The organism is uncultured Stenotrophomonas sp., assembly GCF_963519125.1.
Classification (GTDB): domain Bacteria; phylum Pseudomonadota; class Gammaproteobacteria; order Xanthomonadales; family Xanthomonadaceae; genus Stenotrophomonas.
Genome location: NZ_CAUQLJ010000002.1, coordinates 262444 through 278522, shown reverse-complemented (window position 1 = coordinate 278522; position 16079 = coordinate 262444). Strand labels below are relative to the sequence as shown.

The window sequence follows — 16079 nt, the reverse complement described above, 5'->3', positions numbered from 1 at the left end:
GCGAGCGTCATTTAAGGGGGGGCGTCGTCTGTTGGTAGGTGCCGATGGCCTCGCCTCCGCCGATTACATGGCCCTTGGCCGCTTCAAGCACTTCGTCTCTGCTCGCCCCGGGCTTCAGATCCAGCAGCGCATCCAGGGCCAGCAGCTGGAAGTGATAGTGATGCGGCGGATCGCCGACGGGGGGCTTAGGCCCAAAGTAACCAATCGAGCCGCGGCTATTTTTCCCTTGCAGCATGCCTGCAGGCTTCAGGAGGCGTGGGTCCGCGGGAAGGCCTTCGGGAAGTCCGTTGGCGGTCGCTGGGATGTTGTAAGCCACCCAATGCACGAACGGTTTGGGGTCCGCGGCGTCCGGGTCTTCCATGATCAGCACATACGACTTGGCGTTCGGCGCCGAGGCCCAGGACAGCGGCGGAGAGGCATCGTCGTGATAGGCGCTGAAGCGAGGGGGCAGCGGTTGGCCCGAGACGAAGCCCGACGACCGCACGTCCGTCTTTCCGACGTTCCCCACCCGTTGCAACGCCAAGGGAACGCCCGAGCCCGCTTGGACCTGGGCTGCTAAGACGTCTGCGGGAACGGTCTTGGGCGCAACAGTGGTTGACGGTGCTGCGCCGTAGCTCACGCGATAGATGACCCCATTGGCATCGTCACCCACCAGCAACGCACCGCCCTTGGTCATGGCCAACCCGACAGGGCGTGCGATGTGGGCCTTCCCGCCGTCGACCAGGAACCCGGTCAGGAACGGCTCAAATCCCACCGGTTTTCCGTTTTCGAAGCGAACCCGCACGACCTCGTAGCCCGAAGCCGGTTTGCGGTTCCAAGACCCTCGCATTGTCACGAACGCGTCGTCGCGATACGCGGCGGGGAACTGACCGCCGTTGTAAAACACGAGTTGCATCGGGGCCGCGTGGGCGGTGTAGCCCAGCACCATGGGCTCGCTCATCGCCGCCCATTGCTTCTTGCTGATCTGCCCCGGCGGCGTGCTTTGGGGGTTCTCCCCGCCTTTGCCCCAGATGTGGGGCCATCCGTATTGCTTCCCCTTTTGGATCCGGTTGAGTTCTTCGGGCTGCTCGTTGTCGCCCAAGTAGTCGATGCCGTGGTCCATCCCCCACAGCTCCCCAGTCTTCGGGTCCCAAGCAAAGCCAATGGTGTTGCGCAGCCCACTGGCGAAGATGGAGCGGGACTTTCCGTCTGGGGAAGAGCGGAGGAGGGTGGCGTGCTCCGGATTGGTCTCATTGCAGGCGTTACAGGATGACCCGACGCTGATGTAAAGCATCCCGTCCGGTCCAAACGCCAAGGTCCGATTGGGGTGCTGACCCCCGTCGGGCAGGTCACTGATGATGCGCTCCTCCGGCCCCAGCGTGCCGTCCGGACGGATAGGGGCGCGGTAGACATCATTCACCGTGGCCACATACAACATGCCATTGGCGACGGCCAAGCCGTGAGCGCCCGGCCGAGTGAAAACGACCTTGGGCTCTGAATCGAGCGTGCCATCCTCGTTCTGGTCCTCGAGAAGCAAGACATCCCCTTGGTCTCTGCGTGACACGTAAATACGCCCGTCGGGAGCAACGGCAATGATGCGGGGATTCTGGAGGCCTTGGGCTAAGGGGCGAACCTGAAACCCGTTTGGAACCTTCAAGGCCTGCATCCGGTTGGGCGTGGCGTCCACCTTGGCCGGCTTGAAGGTATGGACGCCAGCCTGCACGTCGGTGCCATCGCCCTGCTGGGCGAACACTGCGGGGGAGGAGAGAAGAAGCAGCAGTAGCGCAGATCGATTCATTGTCAGGTCCAGGCGCATCGGGGCATTCAGCTTCCGCCTGGGACGATCAACACCTCGAGAACAGGATGCATGCGCCGCGTTATGGGCGCTGCTGGCTCAACCAGGTTGGATTCCTGCCCTAACCCTTTTGCACTGCTCGCCCTCGCTTTGCCTTCACGGTGACCTCGCCCCACACACATGGGAGCAGCGTTAGGTTGAAGTTCCATCCACCTACGAGATTTGCCATGGCCGAACTTAAAGAGAACCTCCTGGACTGGCTGCGCGACGCGCATGCAATGGAGCAACAGGCGGAAACGATGCTCAAGGGCCAAGCCTCTCGGATCGAACACTACCCGGTGCTCAAGGCCCGCATTGAAGAACATATTCAAGAAACCATCGGTCAGCGCGAGTTGCTGGAAGGCTGCATCAGGCGCTTGGGCAGCTCTCCCTCCACGATCAAAGACGTGATGGGCAAGATGTCAGCGTTCGGCCAAGCCGTTGGTGGAATGACCGCCTCCGACGAGATCGTCAAGGGCGCGATGGCGGGGTATGTCTTCGAACACTTCGAAATCGCCTCCTACACTGCGCTCATCGCCGCCGCAAAAACGGCCGGCGACTCCGAAACGGTCCGGGTCTGCGAGCAGATCCTCGTGCAGGAAGAAGCCATGGCCGATTGGTTGGCCGCACACCTTCCGGAAATCACTGAGGAGTTCATGGTTCGCGACGCCACGCCCGGCGTCGAAGCCAAGAAGTAATCGGCCTGCGCATGCGCGCAAGCCACGTCCCAGCCATCGCTAGAGGACTACCCCATGTTTTTGCACCACAAGAAGCTGATGTATACCGTCCGGGTCGAGCGCTCTGACCCCGCCCTTGCGACCCTCATGTTGGAACAGTTCGGCGGCCCCCAAGGCGAATTAGCCGCCGCGATGCGCTACTTCACCCAAGCGCTGGGCGAAACCGATCCGGGAAGAAAGGACCTTCTCTTTGACATCGCCACCGAAGAGATCAGCCACCTGGAAATCATCGGCACCATCATTGCCATGCTCAACCAGGGGCCCAAGGCTGTTCAGTCCGAGGGCATGGCTGAGGTGGAAGACATGCGCAACCTGGGCGGGAACAGCACCAGTCACACGCAGCAGATCCTCTACGGGGGCGGCCCCGCACTTGTGAACTCAAGCGGCGTGCCGTGGAACGCAGCCTACATCGACTCCATTGGCGAGCCCACTGCGGATCTGCGATCGAACATCGCCGCCGAGGCCCGTGCCAAGATTGTCTACGAACGCCTCATCAACGTCACCGACGATCCCGGTATCAAGGATGCATTGCGCTTCCTGATGACGCGTGAGATCGCGCACCAGAAGTCGTTCGAAAAGGCGCTTTACAGCATTCGCCCCAACTTCCCGCCCGGAAAGATGCCCGGCGACCCCGCGTTCACTGATCTCTACATGGACATGTCTCAGGGAGAAGGCGACGCCGCCGGCAGCTGGAACAGCGGTGATCTGTGGGAGCAAGTCAGCGATCGCGACGCCCAGGCAGCGTTGGATGGCGGCGACGGCGATTGTTCTGTGGGCCTCTCTGAGCGGGAAAAACTTGCGCTGGAGGCAGTCAGCTTGCGCACGCTTTCGGATCCCGAGGAAGATCCGCTCACTGGCGCGGAACTGGCCACCGGGGAAGGCGCCGGAGCAACGAAGAGTCCAGCTAGGGAGCCATGAGCATGGTCGACTACAACGAGTCGGCCGGGTAGGCGGACCCCATGTGGACCCCGTCGAGCCAAGGCGTCGCATACGCTGCCTACCTAGGGTGGCTGGGCTTTGGTTTGGCGGATTTTATCATCCACCGCCGCGCCGCACTCCCTCAGACCTCCGGGGTCAGGGAGAGCGCGCTGCACGGCGTCCAAATATTCTTCGTGGGGATAGGGGTGCTGGTGTGGGCGGTGTTTGAGAGTTCATGGGCGGTCGCCGCACTATTGGGTGGACTGGCGGTCCTTCATGCGACAGCGGCCTTTGCAGACACGAAGGTTGCCGATGCGACCCGGCACGTGGCGCCCGTTGAGCAACACGTTCACAGCGTCCTGGACATCGCACCCTGGGGTTTTGCCGCCTTTACCGCTTTCACCGCTGACCCGACATGGGCACTGACGTGGGACAGCAAACCGATATCGGTCTGGGCAGCGCTCATCTTGCCGCCCGTTCCCCTGGTCCTCATGCCGTGGGTTGCAGAGTTTCGCGCCGCGCTTTTGGCGAGCCGCCTTCCCTGATGGACGCCGGCTGGTTCACAGCGCGGCAACGCGCGCTGTCCTAGAACGGCCTTTGGAACGAGTATCCGTGCTCTTCTGCGGTTCCAATCACTACAAGAGGATTCCAGCATGACAGACGACAAGAGCAAGACCGGCGGCCCGGACCGCGACCGCATCAACGTCAACGAAGACTACGAACTTCAATACTGGACCAAGGCCCTGGGTGTCTCAGCGGACGAGCTGCGTGAAGCCGTTAAGGCAGTGGGGCCGACGGCCGCCGCGGTTCGGCAACACTTGGGCAAGTAGGCCGCCGCCATGTCCTTGGTCGAATACCGCCGCAAGCGCCGCTTTGATCAGACCAAGGAACCGGAGCCCGGCAAGGCGTTGCCAGCCGGGCAGCGGGCCATTTTTGTCGTCCAGCTCCACCACGCCAGCCGACGCCATTACGACTTCCGGCTGCAGGTGGGCGACGCCCTCAAGAGTTGGGCCGTCCCCAAGGGGCCCAGCTACGATCCCAAGGTCAAGCGGATGGCCGTGGAGGTCGAGGATCACCCCGTGGACTACGCTTCCTTTGAGGGCGAGATTCCCAAGGGCGAATACGGAGGCGGTCACGTGGCGCAGTTCGATCACGGCGTCTGGGCCACGAACGGCGACCCGGAAGCCCAGCTCGCAAAAGGGCACCTGCGCTTTGAGCTCTTCGGCACCAAGCTCAAAGGCGGCTGGCATTTGGTCCGCTCCGGCAAGCCCGCACGCCAGCCGCAGTGGCTGTTGTTCAAGGAGGACGATGCATTTGCAGGCGATCTGGAGGCAGACGATCTCCTGGCCGATGTGACAGCCGCACCTGCCGAAGATCTCAAGCGAGCGGGGGCGGGCAAGAGCGACAAAAAGAAGCTGACCGCTGTTCCGGCCAAGCGACCCCGCAAAAAGGACTGGGCGAAGAAGGCGTTGGCGTTGCCTGGTGCAGTGGTAGCAGAGCCTCCCGATGGGCCGTTCGAGCCTCAACTGGCCAAGCTCGGCGACGCGCCCCCGAAGGGGGAGCAGTGGGTGCATGAGATCAAATGGGATGGCTACCGCATCCTCGCAACGATCAACGACGGCGAGGTGCGCTTATGGTCCCGCAACGCCTTGGAGTGGACGGACAAGATTCCTGAAATCCGTGACGCCGTGGCCGCTTTAGGATTGAAGTCGGGGGCGCTGGACGGCGAGCTCATCGCCGGCAGCGGCACAAAGGAAGACTTCAACCTCCTTCAGGCCACCTTGTCCGGGGAGCGGCAAGGCACCCTGGCCTATGCGATGTTCGATTTGCTCCACATCGATGGGGTCGACATCGCCAATGCGCCCTTGCTGGACCGCAAGGCCCTCCTGCAGGCGCTATTGGAAGGATCTACCGGTCACTTGGCCTACAGTTCCCACATCGAGGGCGACGGCGAATCGGCGTATCAGCTAGCAGGCCAGCGCCATTTTGAAGGCATCATTTCCAAGCGGGCAGATCGGGCCTATCACGGAGGCCGAAGCGAGGACTGGAAGAAGACCAAGCAGCTGGCCAGCGACGAGTTCGCTGTAGTCGGTTACACGGCGCCCAAAGGCAGCCGCACGGGCTTCGGTTCTCTCCTGCTGGCCAAGCCCGACCCAAAGCATGGGTGGCTCTACGTGGGCCGCGTGGGCTCTGGATTTTCCGATGTCCTTATCAAAGATCTGACCCAACTTATCGGGCGAGCGGGTGGGAAGACCCCCACGGCCCACGTGCCCACGCAGGAGACGGACCTCCGGTCGGCGACCTGGTTCGCGCCCCGGTTCGTGGTGGAGGTGTTCTACCGCGGCGTCGGGGGGCAGCAACTCCTCCGTCAGCCCTCCCTCAAGGCGGTGAGGCGCGATAAAGACGTGGCCGACTTGATGGACTCGGACAGGGCTGGGGGGAGCACAGACGCTGGGAAAGGGACGAAATCAAACGCGGCTGGCAAAGCGAGCAAGAGCGCCCGGCGGCCAGCAGCGGCAACGGCCGGCGAGCCCCCGCACGCTACTAAGCTCTCCAGCCCCACCAAGGTGATATTCCCGGACATCAAGGCCACCAAGCAGGATGTCTGGGACTACTACACAGCAGTCATGGACCACCTGCTGCCCGAAATCATCGGCCGACCGTTGTCTATCATCCGTTGCCCCAGTGGAACCAGGAAACCGTGTTTCTTTCAGAAGCACCACACCGCAGGACTGGAGCTCGTGGACTCGGTTCGGCTCAAGGAGGACAGTGGCATCAACGCGCACTACCTGGTCGTGAGGGACGCGCCCAGCCTGCTGGAGCTGGTGCAGTTCAACGCGCTGGAGTTCCACCCGTGGGGCAGCCACGCAGAGGCGCCGGATCGGGCCGATCGGGTCGTCTTCGATCTCGACCCGGGCCCAGAGGTTCCGTTCTCCGAGGTCAAGAAGGCAGCGGTGGACATTCGCAAGCTCCTTGCGCAGCTGGAACTGGAGTCGTTCCTGCGCGTCTCCGGCGGCAAAGGACTGCATGTGGTGGTGCCGTTGAACCCCGGGTGCGACTGGGACCTGACCAAGCGCTTCGCCAAAGGGTTTGCAGAGGCGCTGGCCCAATCTGAGCCGACTCGGTTCCTGGCGACCTCAACCAAGAGCCTGCGGAACAAGCGCATCTTTGTGGACTACCTTCGAAACGGGCGGGGGGCGACGGCGGTCGCTTCTTATTCCCTGCGCGGCCGGCCAGGTGCTCCGGTGGCCCTGCCGCTCGCCTGGAGCGAGCTTGCCAAGTTGAACCGTGCAGATGCCTTCACCATGAAGGACGTGCCAGCGCGGTTGAGGCGTCGCCGCAAGGACCCTTGGGCGGACATCAACACGATCCAGCAAAACCTTGCCCGGTGGGCACAGGAAGATTGATCCACCGCGGCGCATCTGCAGATTTATGGAGACACCAATATGCGACGAACCATCCTCTGTGCTACCGCAGCGCTTGCTCTTTCAGCCTGTGGTGGCGGCAACACCGAATCCAGTGTGCGCGCCCCTGGCGCCGAGGAGACGGCAAAAACCAAGGCCTTGGACGCTGGGGCTGCCATCCTGCAGGACCGACCGCCGATCGACGCCATCAACGCCTACCTGGATGGCTTCCATTTCTACAATGGCCAAATGAGCGTCCAGATGGAGGCCCATCACTACTGCTCCATCCTCAACGAAGATGTCATTCAATGCACGATCTACGACGGCAACGTAAAGGACGCCAAGCTGATGGGTGTCGAATACATCATCAGTGAAGCGTTGTTTGCCGGCCTACCCGAGCAGGAAAAAGCGCTCTGGCACAGCCACGTCCAGGAAGTGAAATCCGGGCAGCTGATCGCGCCGGGTATCCCTGAGGTTGCCGAGCAGGAACTCATGGAGAAGCTCATCCGGACCTATGGAAAGACGTGGCACACGTGGCACACGGACTTGGACAAGGACCTACCGCGAGGCATGCCGCAGTTGATGATGGGCTTCACGGCCGATGGTCAGGCGGATCCTGCCATGGTGGCCGCTCGAGATAGCCGGCTCGGCGTAAGTAGCGACGAGAAGCGCAAACAACGTGCCGAGATTGCGGCGCCCGCAATTGCTCCAGGCGCAGATGCTTGGCAAAAGGGGACGGTGATCCAGATCGAGGATCCGGCTGGTGGCCATCTTCACGGCCGGGAGAGGAAAGCCATTGAGGTGGTGGTCCCGGACCAAAACGCGACATCCAAAGGGTCGGACACAAAGCAATAGCGGTGCTTTCTCTGGCTCTGCCCGAGAAGACATCCAGTTGGGCTAAAACGGCTGATTGGCCGCAATGCTCGCCATTACCTGACGTGTGGAGTGCACGGTGACTCCCCCGGTGTGGCGGAGGACGTTGAGGGCGGCCGATCGTCGGTGGGGCAGGGACGCGGTGGCGTCCGAGACGACGACGGATGGCAACTCGCGCGAGTTTGCATCCAATGCGGTGGCGAGCACACACGAGTCGAGCGCCATGCCAACGAGGACCAGCTGGCCCACGTCGAGCTTCGCGAGGAGGACGGCCAATGGTGTGGCGAGGAAGGCGGAGTGCTTGGGCTTCAGGACGGTGTAGTGATCCGGGCCTGAGAACAGCAGTTTGGCGATCTGACCGGGCGCGCCATCTTCATGTCGGCAAACCTCGGCGAGCTGGTGGAAGCCGCACTTCCAGTCGCCAAAATTGTCGTTAGCGTAGATCACCGGCCAGTCTTTTTCGTCAAAGGCCTCCCGAATCCGTCGGACCTTCCGCGCCGCTTGGAGCGCTAGGGGGGCCAGTTGTGGTCCGTCTGGGAAGTCGAAGCGTGAGAAGAGGTCGATGATGAGAAGGGCGGGGCGGGCCATCTCAATCCCCGGTCTGAGAGTGAGGGGCCTCCAACGCTTTGGACTGGGGCGAATCCTTTTGGCGCAGGAAGATCGACAGGATCACCAGGGCAAGGACGGCCAAGAACTCGCTCTGCCAGTTCTGCATCGACTCGAACCAGAAGTCGCTGCTGAAAAGGTGCTCGGTGAAGGTGGGAGGCAGGAGCCCGCTCAGCCGATCCTCGGCCGATTTGGCCTCCCAGCTGCCCACCGCATGAAGCGAAAAAGAAACGAAGAAGAGGGCGAAGAACGCGATTGCCAAGGAGTGGCTGTAAAGGGCTTTCCAGAGCCCGCCCTTGAGCACGGGAAGAGGGGTGGGGCCGGGTTCGATACGGGTCTCCTCTTCCTCAGGGTCCAGTGGCCTGGACTCGGCAGAGCCCTGCTGGCGGAGGCGGACGGTCAGCAGCACATACATCCCCATTTGGAGGAACTCGCTTTCCCAGTTCTCAAACGTGGCGCTGATGAAGTGGCCCGACGACAAGTAGCTCCACAGCCCGATGGAGGCGACCCCATGCTGGTTAAGTTCCTCGTTGTAAACGTGCCACCCGGTCAGGGCCTGGGCCGCTAGGAACACGGCCATCAGGCCAAAGAGCACCAACGATAGACCGTTTCGACGCCACATCTTTCCGCTCCTAGAAAAGACGGGCCCGAAGGCCCGCCAGAACTTACTTCGACTTGGCCGCGCTCTGGTTGCCTCCTTGCTCAGCGAGCAAGGTGAGCTTCTCGTCCGTGGCCTTTTCTTCTTCCAGCGTCTCCAGCAGGTAGGGCAGGGCGTCCTTGTAGCCCAGCTGCTTGGCCAAGGCGGCAATCGTGCCGTAGGACGCGATTTCGTAGTGCTCGACCTTCTGGGCACCACCAATGAGGGCGGCGTCGCGCACCGGGCCCTTTTCGATTTCTTCAATGACTTCCTTGCCTTCTTCAACCAGGCCTTCCATGGCGGCGCACTTGATGCGCTTGAGGCGAATGCCGAGCACCTCCACCACCTGATCGATGCGTTCGATCTGGCCCTGGGTCTCTTCCAAATGCGTTTCAAACGCAGCGGCCAAGTCCGGGTTCTCTGCGGCGCGGGCCAGGCGGGGAAGGGCCTTGGTCAGCTGCTTCTCGGCGCTGTAGATATCCGACAGCTCGTGCACAAACAGTTCTTCTGCGGTCTTGATTGCCATGCAAGGCACCTTCGTTCAGGGGATCGGATACCTACCATGCGCCTGCCTTGGAGCAAGAAGCGTGAAGGCTTGTGCTCAGGTGGAAGTGCGTCGTCACCCGGGAATCGGGACGCCACTCAAGCGGCTTTCCTCCACTGCGTTGATGAGGGAGGTGATGGGGTAGGGTTTGGAGAAGAAGGGCGCCCAACGGTGGTCAGCGGGGAGCTCTGAAGGATTGGAAGCGGAGGCAAAGACGTAGGGCACCCTTGCTGTGCGCAGCTCGTCTGCGACCTCCTTTGCATTCCCTCCGAAAATCCCCCAGTCGAGCACTGCGGCAGCCAGGGCACCTCTCCCGATGCGGACCTTTGCATCCCTTACGGTTCGCACGAGGTGCACATCATAGCCAGCCATGACGAGGACTTCTTTGAGAAGCGGAGCCAAGTCCAAGTCATCTTCGAGCACTAGAAGGTTGCCGTGGACTGCGGGATAGGCGTGGATGGAAGACATGGGAGCGTTACGAATGGGTTCTCTGGACCCTAAGCCTCAACGCGTGATCGGGATCTCAAGAAGCCGTCCCGAGCGTGGGCGGCACCGCCGTCCGGAAGGCCCGATCGGCCTTTGCCAGTGTTGGCACCTCCCTGGGGCGGCTCCGGTCCCTAGCAAAGACCACAGCGCAAATGCCGCGTTCAGTTCGCTCGCAAACGCTAGTGATATGGACGCGCAGGGCCTCTCGCCGATTGTAGGCGCGTCAGAGGCCGGTAATGGGCGGGACCTTCGGAAGGTCAGAGGGCTGCGAACGGCTCACAGCCAGCCCCCAAGGTAGGGCCGTCAGGGCGCGGGAATGGGCCCGCTGAACCCAGTGGGGAACCTATCCATGAAGTCAACGAACGTTTGCCCGGCAACAGCCTGCCGGGAAGCGCAGTTGGGACACTCGACCACGGTGCCGCCGTCGGGGAGGTTCACCAGAGTGGGCGGACAGGTGCCCATGAAGTTCTGGCCGCAGTGGGTGCATTGAGCATACAACCAGTGCACCTTGACCGCTTCCGGTCCGGAAGCCGTCAGGCCGTTGCAATCCACCTCAAATAAATAAAAGGAACCGATATTCGGCATGTCGAACTCCTGTCGTCCCAACAAGAGAAATGGCGCTGAAAAGCTCACACGGGGATAAAATCACGACCTAATCAGAGGCCGCACGGTCGACTGGATCCTCAGGACTATCCTAAACCCATCTTCACGCTGGGTCCAAGTTTACCGCCGCAGTATGGCGCTATGGACATGCCTCTAACGTGCACCACGGGTGTCACCATTACTCTTTATCAGGAAGAGGGCAGCTGTGCGCTGGATATTGGAGAGTTGCCGAATACCGCGCCCAACGACGACGAGTTGCTGTGGGTCGATCTCTGCGGGACCAGCGACGCGGACGTGGAGCGGGTCTGGCAGGCCTTGGGTTTGGAGCATGGGGCGTTGCCGACAGGTCCAATCTCGACCAACCCTAAGCTTGAGAAGTTTGCTAACCATTTCATGGCTCGGGTGGTTGCGGTGCTGCCCGGTCAGAACCTGAACTTTAAGGGCGCGGTCCTGACTATCGTCGCGGGGGATAACTTTGTCGTAACGCACCACGTGGACGACATTGATTTCTTGGCGGACATGCGAGTCCGTGAGCCGGAGACCGTTTGCGACATCGGTTGCCTAGGCGAAGCGAGTTTCGTGGCTGCCCTGCTGGATTGGCACCTTTCGACCTATTTTTCCGCAGTAGCGCTGTTTGAGGTCGAGATCGAGCGCCTGGAGAGCCGCATCTTGTCCGATAAGCCGCCGGGCCGGTCGGCGTTGCCTCAGCTGTGCGCGCTTCGGGGTGCCGCCTCGCGCTTGCGGCGGATGCTTGCACCGCATCGGGTGGTCTTCGACGGGCTCTCCCGGCCGGACTTCGTGCCCGACGGGGCCGAAGAAGTGGCCCGGCATCTAAGCGAGCTGGACGACCGCTACGAACGAGCGTTGGACGTGGTGGAAAACGCCCGGGAGCTGGTTGTGGGCAGTTTCCAGCTCTTCAGCACCCAGACCGAACTCCAAACGAACGAGCGCATGAAGCTGCTGACCTTTGTTACTGTTGTAACAGGTCTGTTGGCGGTCATCGCCGGCGCCTTGGGCATGAACTTCGACGCGAACTTCTTTAGCCTGAAAACCGAGGGCTTCTGGATCGCAGTGGCGGCGATGGTAGGGCTTGGGCTCATGTCCATTGTTGTTGGCCGCAGACGAGGGTGGTTGTAGTAATACTCCGTAGGAAATATGGGCGACCTCGGCCCTCACGCTCCCTGGGGTCGGAATGGAGATGGGAGCGCCTAGACAGCGCTGGACGTCACGCGAGGGGGTCGGGCCTTGAGTCGATGGCACGCAACGTCGCCGGTCCCCTGCCTTCGCCGCCAGAGGAAGCAAGCTACTATCGGGCTCATCCTGGCGGCACGGGACCGGTTCGCTGCCGTCGACGCCAAGCCAAGACTTGGCCTATGACCGCCGTGAGCAGCAGCAGGGCATTGGTCACGACAAACACGGTCGAACCCAAGAGCGCACTGTAGATCGTGAACAAGGTTGACGCGGTCATCTGACCGACAAACAGCCACTTGGAGACGGTTTCGGGGTGGGGCGACTGCCACTGTTTGATCATCTGCCGGACCAGCGTGGCGATGAGCACGACGGTTGCGGCCCAGCCAAGAACATCAGGATGCATGACCGTTCATCCCACCCTTTGGTCGGAAACCGTCGGCTCGACTTGGTCGCCTGTCCGGCGCTTGTGCGGCTCCTCAATAATTTGCTTGTTGAGAATGCGAACCTCACCCACCATCAGTAGCCGCATGTCGCGCACGATGTAATCGGCCAGCGCATCGTCAGTGATGTCGTCCCCGGGAATGTCCAAGCGGAAGCCTTGGCCTTGGATGCCCCCGCCGTTGCTGAAATCGATCTCGAAGTCAAAGCAGACCCGCTTTTCCATGTTGTTTTCCTTAGTTAGGCAACTAGTTCGATGCCAAGGGCGGCCCCGGGTGGTCGGCGCACCGCCGGTTGCAGGAGCGAGCTGCTCCGGCGGTTCCAGACATCCTATCGCCATGTTTAACATGATCGGGAGCCGCCCACTCGAGCGATGTGAACGTCGACGACAAGGGACCCGTTGTTCTTCGCGGGCTAGGGCCATGGTTTTGTGGCGAAGCGACGGTAGGAAGCGGGTTGGCTCCAGACACAACGTCATCGCCTTCACGCCATGGGTATTGAAGGGAGGCGGCACGCGGTGCAGACTGGCCTCCAGCCGGTGCAGCCGGCGGTGACAGCTTTACCAGTTCAGAGAGGCAGAAAGGTGGCGGTTGCAGATGCTCCAGACTCGTTTCACAGCGTAACGCTGTCCGTTGATGGGGCAACGTATACTGCTGACCTTTGGAGGGCCAATGGTTCTCAATGGCGACTGCTCGCAGTAGAAGTCCACGGGTTGCCTCCCGTGCAACCCGCTCGAAAAGATTATCCGTCTTGCCAGTCGTCCCTTGAAGCCGCTGAGCGGGTCGCTCAGGATGTTTTGAGCGATGCTCCAGCCATCCAGGCGTTCGCCCGGCACAAGGAACGCCGGAGGACTTGAAGGCCGCAGAGCAGTTCTAGGAGTGCCATGGTTGCCCAAGTGACTGGCAGCCGAGGCTGGTATCCGACGCCGGTCGCACCTGGGCGGGCTGACGTGCTCCCAAGCAGCGCTGAAGGGTGGCTCGCGTGATGTCAGGGGAAGCCGCTGGTGCCTAACTTCTCTGTCGTTTCCTGCGGTCGTAGAGCTTCATGTCTGCCCTGTTGATGGTGTCTGCCACCGATTCCAAGGGCCGCCCGATCGCGCAACCGCCCGAGAAGCAGATCGGAGCTTCGCCAGCACGTTCTTGGTAGACCTGCTCCAATACTTGGAGACGGCGCATCGTTGCGCCTGGCACGAACACCAGGAACTCATCGCCCCCGAGGCGGACCACTGCCTCTTCGCCCTCTAGTGGATCAGAGAGAAACGCGACGAAGTCCACCAGGACTTTGTCGCCGCGCGCGTGCCCTTGGGTGTCATTGACCTCTTTGAAGTGGTCCAAATCGAACACCAAGCATCCCCAGCCGTCGAGCTGCTGGGTGGCTAATTCACTTAGGTAGCGGCGGTTGAAGGCGCGCGTGAGTGGGTCACGGGTTGCCAAGTCATGAAGTTGCTTTTCCTGGATGTGCTGCGTGGTGATGTCTTGGGCATGTCCGAGCACGTAGGGCGGATCGGCCTCGGTGTCCAGCACGTTGTGATAAGCCCAGACCCTGCGAGAACCGTCGTGTGCCACCAGTTCCATTGTCCCCGAGTCGCTGGCGTTCTCCGCGATGCGCTTGAGGTAGTCCTCAAACGAGGCACGTTTTTCTTTCGGGATCACCTCTACGAGGCGTCGGCCAATCAACGCGCCTTCGGGCATGCCCAGCGAGTGCGACGCGGCAGGATTGACCGAGGTGATGGTCCCGTCGAGCGAGTGCGTGCAGATGAGGCCCAGGCTGTGCTGGAACAACCGCCGGTAACGTGCCTCACTGCGCCCCAGGGCTTCCAGCGCAGTCCGCTGCTCGGTAACGTCTTGGATGGCTCCTATCAAGCGTCCACCGCCTTCCGTATCCTCCCGCTGACCCACGACATGCACCCAGATGCGCTCTCCCGTGGCCTTGCTGGAGGGCAGGATCAAATCCATCGGGGTCCCAAGCCGCGTGCATTCGGTCAAAGCCGACTCCAAGCGTTGGCGGGCTTCGGTTGAGTAAAACGCCACCGCCGCGTCGAAAGAAGGTTTCGCATCTTCTGCTACGCCGTGAATAAGGTGAGTCTCCTTGGTCCATTTCAGCGCATTGGTCGCCAGAGAAAGCTCCCAGCCTCCCACCTTCGCCAGCGAATTGGTGCGCTCCAAGAAGAACTGGCTTCGTTGAAGCCGACGGTGCAGGGCATGGGACTCCGCGACCCGTTCGAGCAACCTGGCCCGCTGCTGCATACCCACCGCAGCGGCTTGGGCCAAGCAAGTCAGCGCTTCTGCGTGCGCTTGGGAGATCGTTCCCGGCTCAGGGCTGAGTAGGCACAGTGTCCCTACGCTCTCGCCTTTCGCGCTAATGGGGGCGCCAACGTAGTGCCGGACGAACGGCGGTCCCACGACCGAGGGGTTGTTCGCGAACCGGGGGTCCTCGACGGCGTCCTCGACCTCGAACAGCACGTCGGACTGGACCGCCCACGTGCAAAAAGAGATGGCCCTCGGGGTTTCCTGCACCCCCGACAGTCCCGTTTGCGACTTAAACCATTGCCTGTCCCCGTCGACCAACGAGATGAGAGCGATGGGCATCCCCGTCATCGTTCGCGCCGCTTGGGTCAGTGCATCAAAGAACGGCTCCGGATCGGAGTCCAGGATTCGCAGGGCATTGAGCGTGGAAAGGCGGTCCGCCTCGATCATCGCTTTGGTCCTCATGGGATCAGTGCTCACCGAGCCGAAGCTTACGATCCTCCATGGCGCAGCGAAGTGAACGACGCGTATGGACCATTCAGGCTCAACACTCACCTCCGGCCCGTCTCCGTGACCTATCCCCGGCGAAGGGGACCCCGGATTGGCGCGTTGGCAACCCACGTGAGCCCTTCCACGCCTCAATCATTAGAACTTCGACCCAAAAGCCTGCGCGTCGATCGGTCCTCAATCCGCCCGCCTCTCTTGAAAAAGCAAGATTTCTTTCCGAACGCTTGCGATTCCCTCGCTAAAAGCACGCCTGTAGCCGTCCGAGTATTCACCTAGGCCCACCGGTCCTTGACCGTCTGTCCCTTCCTCGTAGATGTCCAGCGCCGCGAGTAGGCTCGTGGGATCGGTGTGGGTGGCAATGGAGAGTCGCAACGAGACCTCCAGCGCCTTCAAGTGTGCCAAGGTGATCTCGAGCTGTCCTTCGATGCCGCGAATACGCTCCTGGATAAGATGCAGGTTTGAAAGATCCATCGTCCTTAACCAAGTGTTGTTGTTTCTATGGTAGCAGCGGGTAACGGCTGAGAGCCTGCCTTCTGTCCTTGGCCTTTGACCACCGCGTCATCGCCTGCAGCATCGTCGCCAAAAAACGGGGGCTGAGGCAGCCGCGCTGACGGTAATACGCTTGCTTCGTTCGGGGCCACCGATCAAAACGTTGCCCTTTCTAGGTCAATAAGGAGCGGGTCGCACGGAACTCAACGCCGTGGTTCCCCATCACGGGGTTGACGTTTGAATGAACCGAACTTAAGGTTCCATGATGAGCGCGAAGGGCGGCAGGGGGTTGCCAGCTATTTGCATGCTCTTGTCAGTGAATGTTGTTGTGCTACGCCCCGTAGTGATTCAACGGCGGATTAGCGGCGCTTAGTGGTGGTCGCGCTGTGCTGAGGCAATGGTGGAATGCACGAATGGACGCCTCGGCGTCCATTCTTGTATCCAGCCGTAGTCGCCCACGCGCTCTTGCACCGTTTCACCGCCCACGGCTCTTCGCCCCTACGGCGGTTGGAAGCCTAGAATGACTCAGTGGGTTGCGACTCGATCCTGCGCTTATTCGTTAGGTTTTCAAAGACCCGCGCGCAGGA

Annotated in this window: 17 protein-coding genes; 7 read left to right on the top strand and 10 right to left on the bottom strand. The window is 61.4% G+C overall.

The window, feature by feature from the left end; all coding sequences use genetic code 11:
* Positions 1 to 7: 7 nt before the first annotated feature.
* Positions 8 to 1795 (bottom strand): YbhB/YbcL family Raf kinase inhibitor-like protein, encoded by a 1788-nt coding sequence (locus tag RYM47_RS02755; protein ID WP_311183942.1) that lies wholly within the window; start codon positions 1793 to 1795, stop codon positions 8 to 10.
* Positions 1796 to 2001: 206 nt separating this feature from the next.
* On the opposite strand from RYM47_RS02755, the gene RYM47_RS02750 reads away from it, so the two are divergent.
* The 6 genes from RYM47_RS02750 (at position 2002) to RYM47_RS02725 (ending at position 7727) form a co-directional block, all read left to right on the top strand.
* Entirely contained in the window at positions 2002 to 2511 is a 510-nt protein-coding gene (locus RYM47_RS02750; RefSeq protein ID WP_311183943.1) for a DUF892 family protein, read from the top strand.
* Positions 2512 to 2565: 54 nt separating this feature from the next.
* Positions 2566 to 3468 (top strand): manganese catalase family protein, encoded by a 903-nt coding sequence (locus tag RYM47_RS02745; RefSeq protein WP_070206334.1) that lies wholly within the window; start codon positions 2566 to 2568, stop codon positions 3466 to 3468.
* Positions 3469 to 3509: 41 nt separating this feature from the next.
* Complete coding sequence (locus RYM47_RS02740) at positions 3510 to 4013, top strand: hypothetical protein (RefSeq protein WP_315385911.1); 504 nt, start codon at positions 3510 to 3512, stop codon at positions 4011 to 4013.
* A 108-nt stretch (positions 4014 to 4121) separates the two neighbouring features.
* The gene (locus RYM47_RS02735) at positions 4122 to 4298 is read left to right on the top strand and encodes a DUF3606 domain-containing protein (RefSeq protein ID WP_315385910.1); all 177 of its coding nucleotides are present in this window, start codon (positions 4122 to 4124) and stop codon (positions 4296 to 4298) included.
* A 9-nt stretch (positions 4299 to 4307) separates the two neighbouring features.
* A complete protein-coding gene (ligD, locus tag RYM47_RS02730; RefSeq protein ID WP_311183946.1) occupies positions 4308 to 6875 on the top strand; it encodes a DNA ligase D in 2568 nt (855 codons plus the stop codon).
* 39 nt (positions 6876 to 6914) lie between these two features.
* Complete coding sequence (locus RYM47_RS02725; protein ID WP_315385909.1) at positions 6915 to 7727, top strand: OBAP family protein; 813 nt, start codon at positions 6915 to 6917, stop codon at positions 7725 to 7727.
* Between the two features lie 42 nt (positions 7728 to 7769).
* Here RYM47_RS02725 and RYM47_RS02720 read toward each other — a convergent pair whose 3' ends face one another.
* From RYM47_RS02720 to RYM47_RS02700, 5 genes are all read right to left on the bottom strand, one after another.
* Entirely contained in the window at positions 7770 to 8333 is a 564-nt protein-coding gene (locus RYM47_RS02720) for an isochorismatase family cysteine hydrolase (protein WP_311183948.1), read from the bottom strand.
* A gap of 1 nt (position 8334) precedes the next feature.
* The gene (locus tag RYM47_RS02715; protein WP_311183949.1) at positions 8335 to 8973 is read right to left on the bottom strand and encodes a DUF6766 family protein; all 639 of its coding nucleotides are present in this window, start codon (positions 8971 to 8973) and stop codon (positions 8335 to 8337) included.
* A 43-nt stretch (positions 8974 to 9016) separates the two neighbouring features.
* Complete coding sequence (locus RYM47_RS02710; protein WP_070206328.1) at positions 9017 to 9514, bottom strand: ferritin-like domain-containing protein; 498 nt, start codon at positions 9512 to 9514, stop codon at positions 9017 to 9019.
* Between the two features lie 93 nt (positions 9515 to 9607).
* A complete protein-coding gene (locus RYM47_RS02705) occupies positions 9608 to 10000 on the bottom strand; it encodes a hypothetical protein (RefSeq protein ID WP_311183950.1) in 393 nt (130 codons plus the stop codon).
* A gap of 321 nt (positions 10001 to 10321) precedes the next feature.
* The gene (locus RYM47_RS02700; protein ID WP_311183951.1) at positions 10322 to 10603 is read right to left on the bottom strand and encodes a hypothetical protein; all 282 of its coding nucleotides are present in this window, start codon (positions 10601 to 10603) and stop codon (positions 10322 to 10324) included.
* A gap of 159 nt (positions 10604 to 10762) precedes the next feature.
* Here RYM47_RS02700 and RYM47_RS02695 point away from each other — a divergent pair, with 159 nt between their 5' ends.
* Entirely contained in the window at positions 10763 to 11758 is a 996-nt protein-coding gene (locus tag RYM47_RS02695) for a CorA family divalent cation transporter (protein ID WP_311183952.1), read from the top strand.
* Between the two features lie 178 nt (positions 11759 to 11936).
* Here the strand turns inward: RYM47_RS02695 and RYM47_RS02690 are convergent, their stop codons facing one another.
* The 4 genes from RYM47_RS02690 to RYM47_RS02675 form a co-directional block, all read right to left on the bottom strand.
* Positions 11937 to 12215, bottom strand: coding sequence for a hypothetical protein (locus tag RYM47_RS02690; protein WP_311183953.1), 279 nt, complete (start codon positions 12213 to 12215; stop codon positions 11937 to 11939).
* A gap of 6 nt (positions 12216 to 12221) precedes the next feature.
* Positions 12222 to 12476 carry a cyclase gene (locus tag RYM47_RS02685; protein WP_311183954.1) on the bottom strand — a complete coding sequence of 85 codons (255 nt, stop codon included), beginning with the start codon at positions 12474 to 12476 and terminating at the stop codon, positions 12222 to 12224.
* Between the two features lie 781 nt (positions 12477 to 13257).
* Positions 13258 to 14976, bottom strand: coding sequence for a diguanylate cyclase (locus tag RYM47_RS02680; RefSeq protein ID WP_315385906.1), 1719 nt, complete (start codon positions 14974 to 14976; stop codon positions 13258 to 13260).
* Between the two features lie 204 nt (positions 14977 to 15180).
* A complete protein-coding gene (locus tag RYM47_RS02675) occupies positions 15181 to 15474 on the bottom strand; it encodes a hypothetical protein (RefSeq protein WP_315385904.1) in 294 nt (97 codons plus the stop codon).
* Positions 15475 to 16079 lie beyond the last annotated feature (605 nt).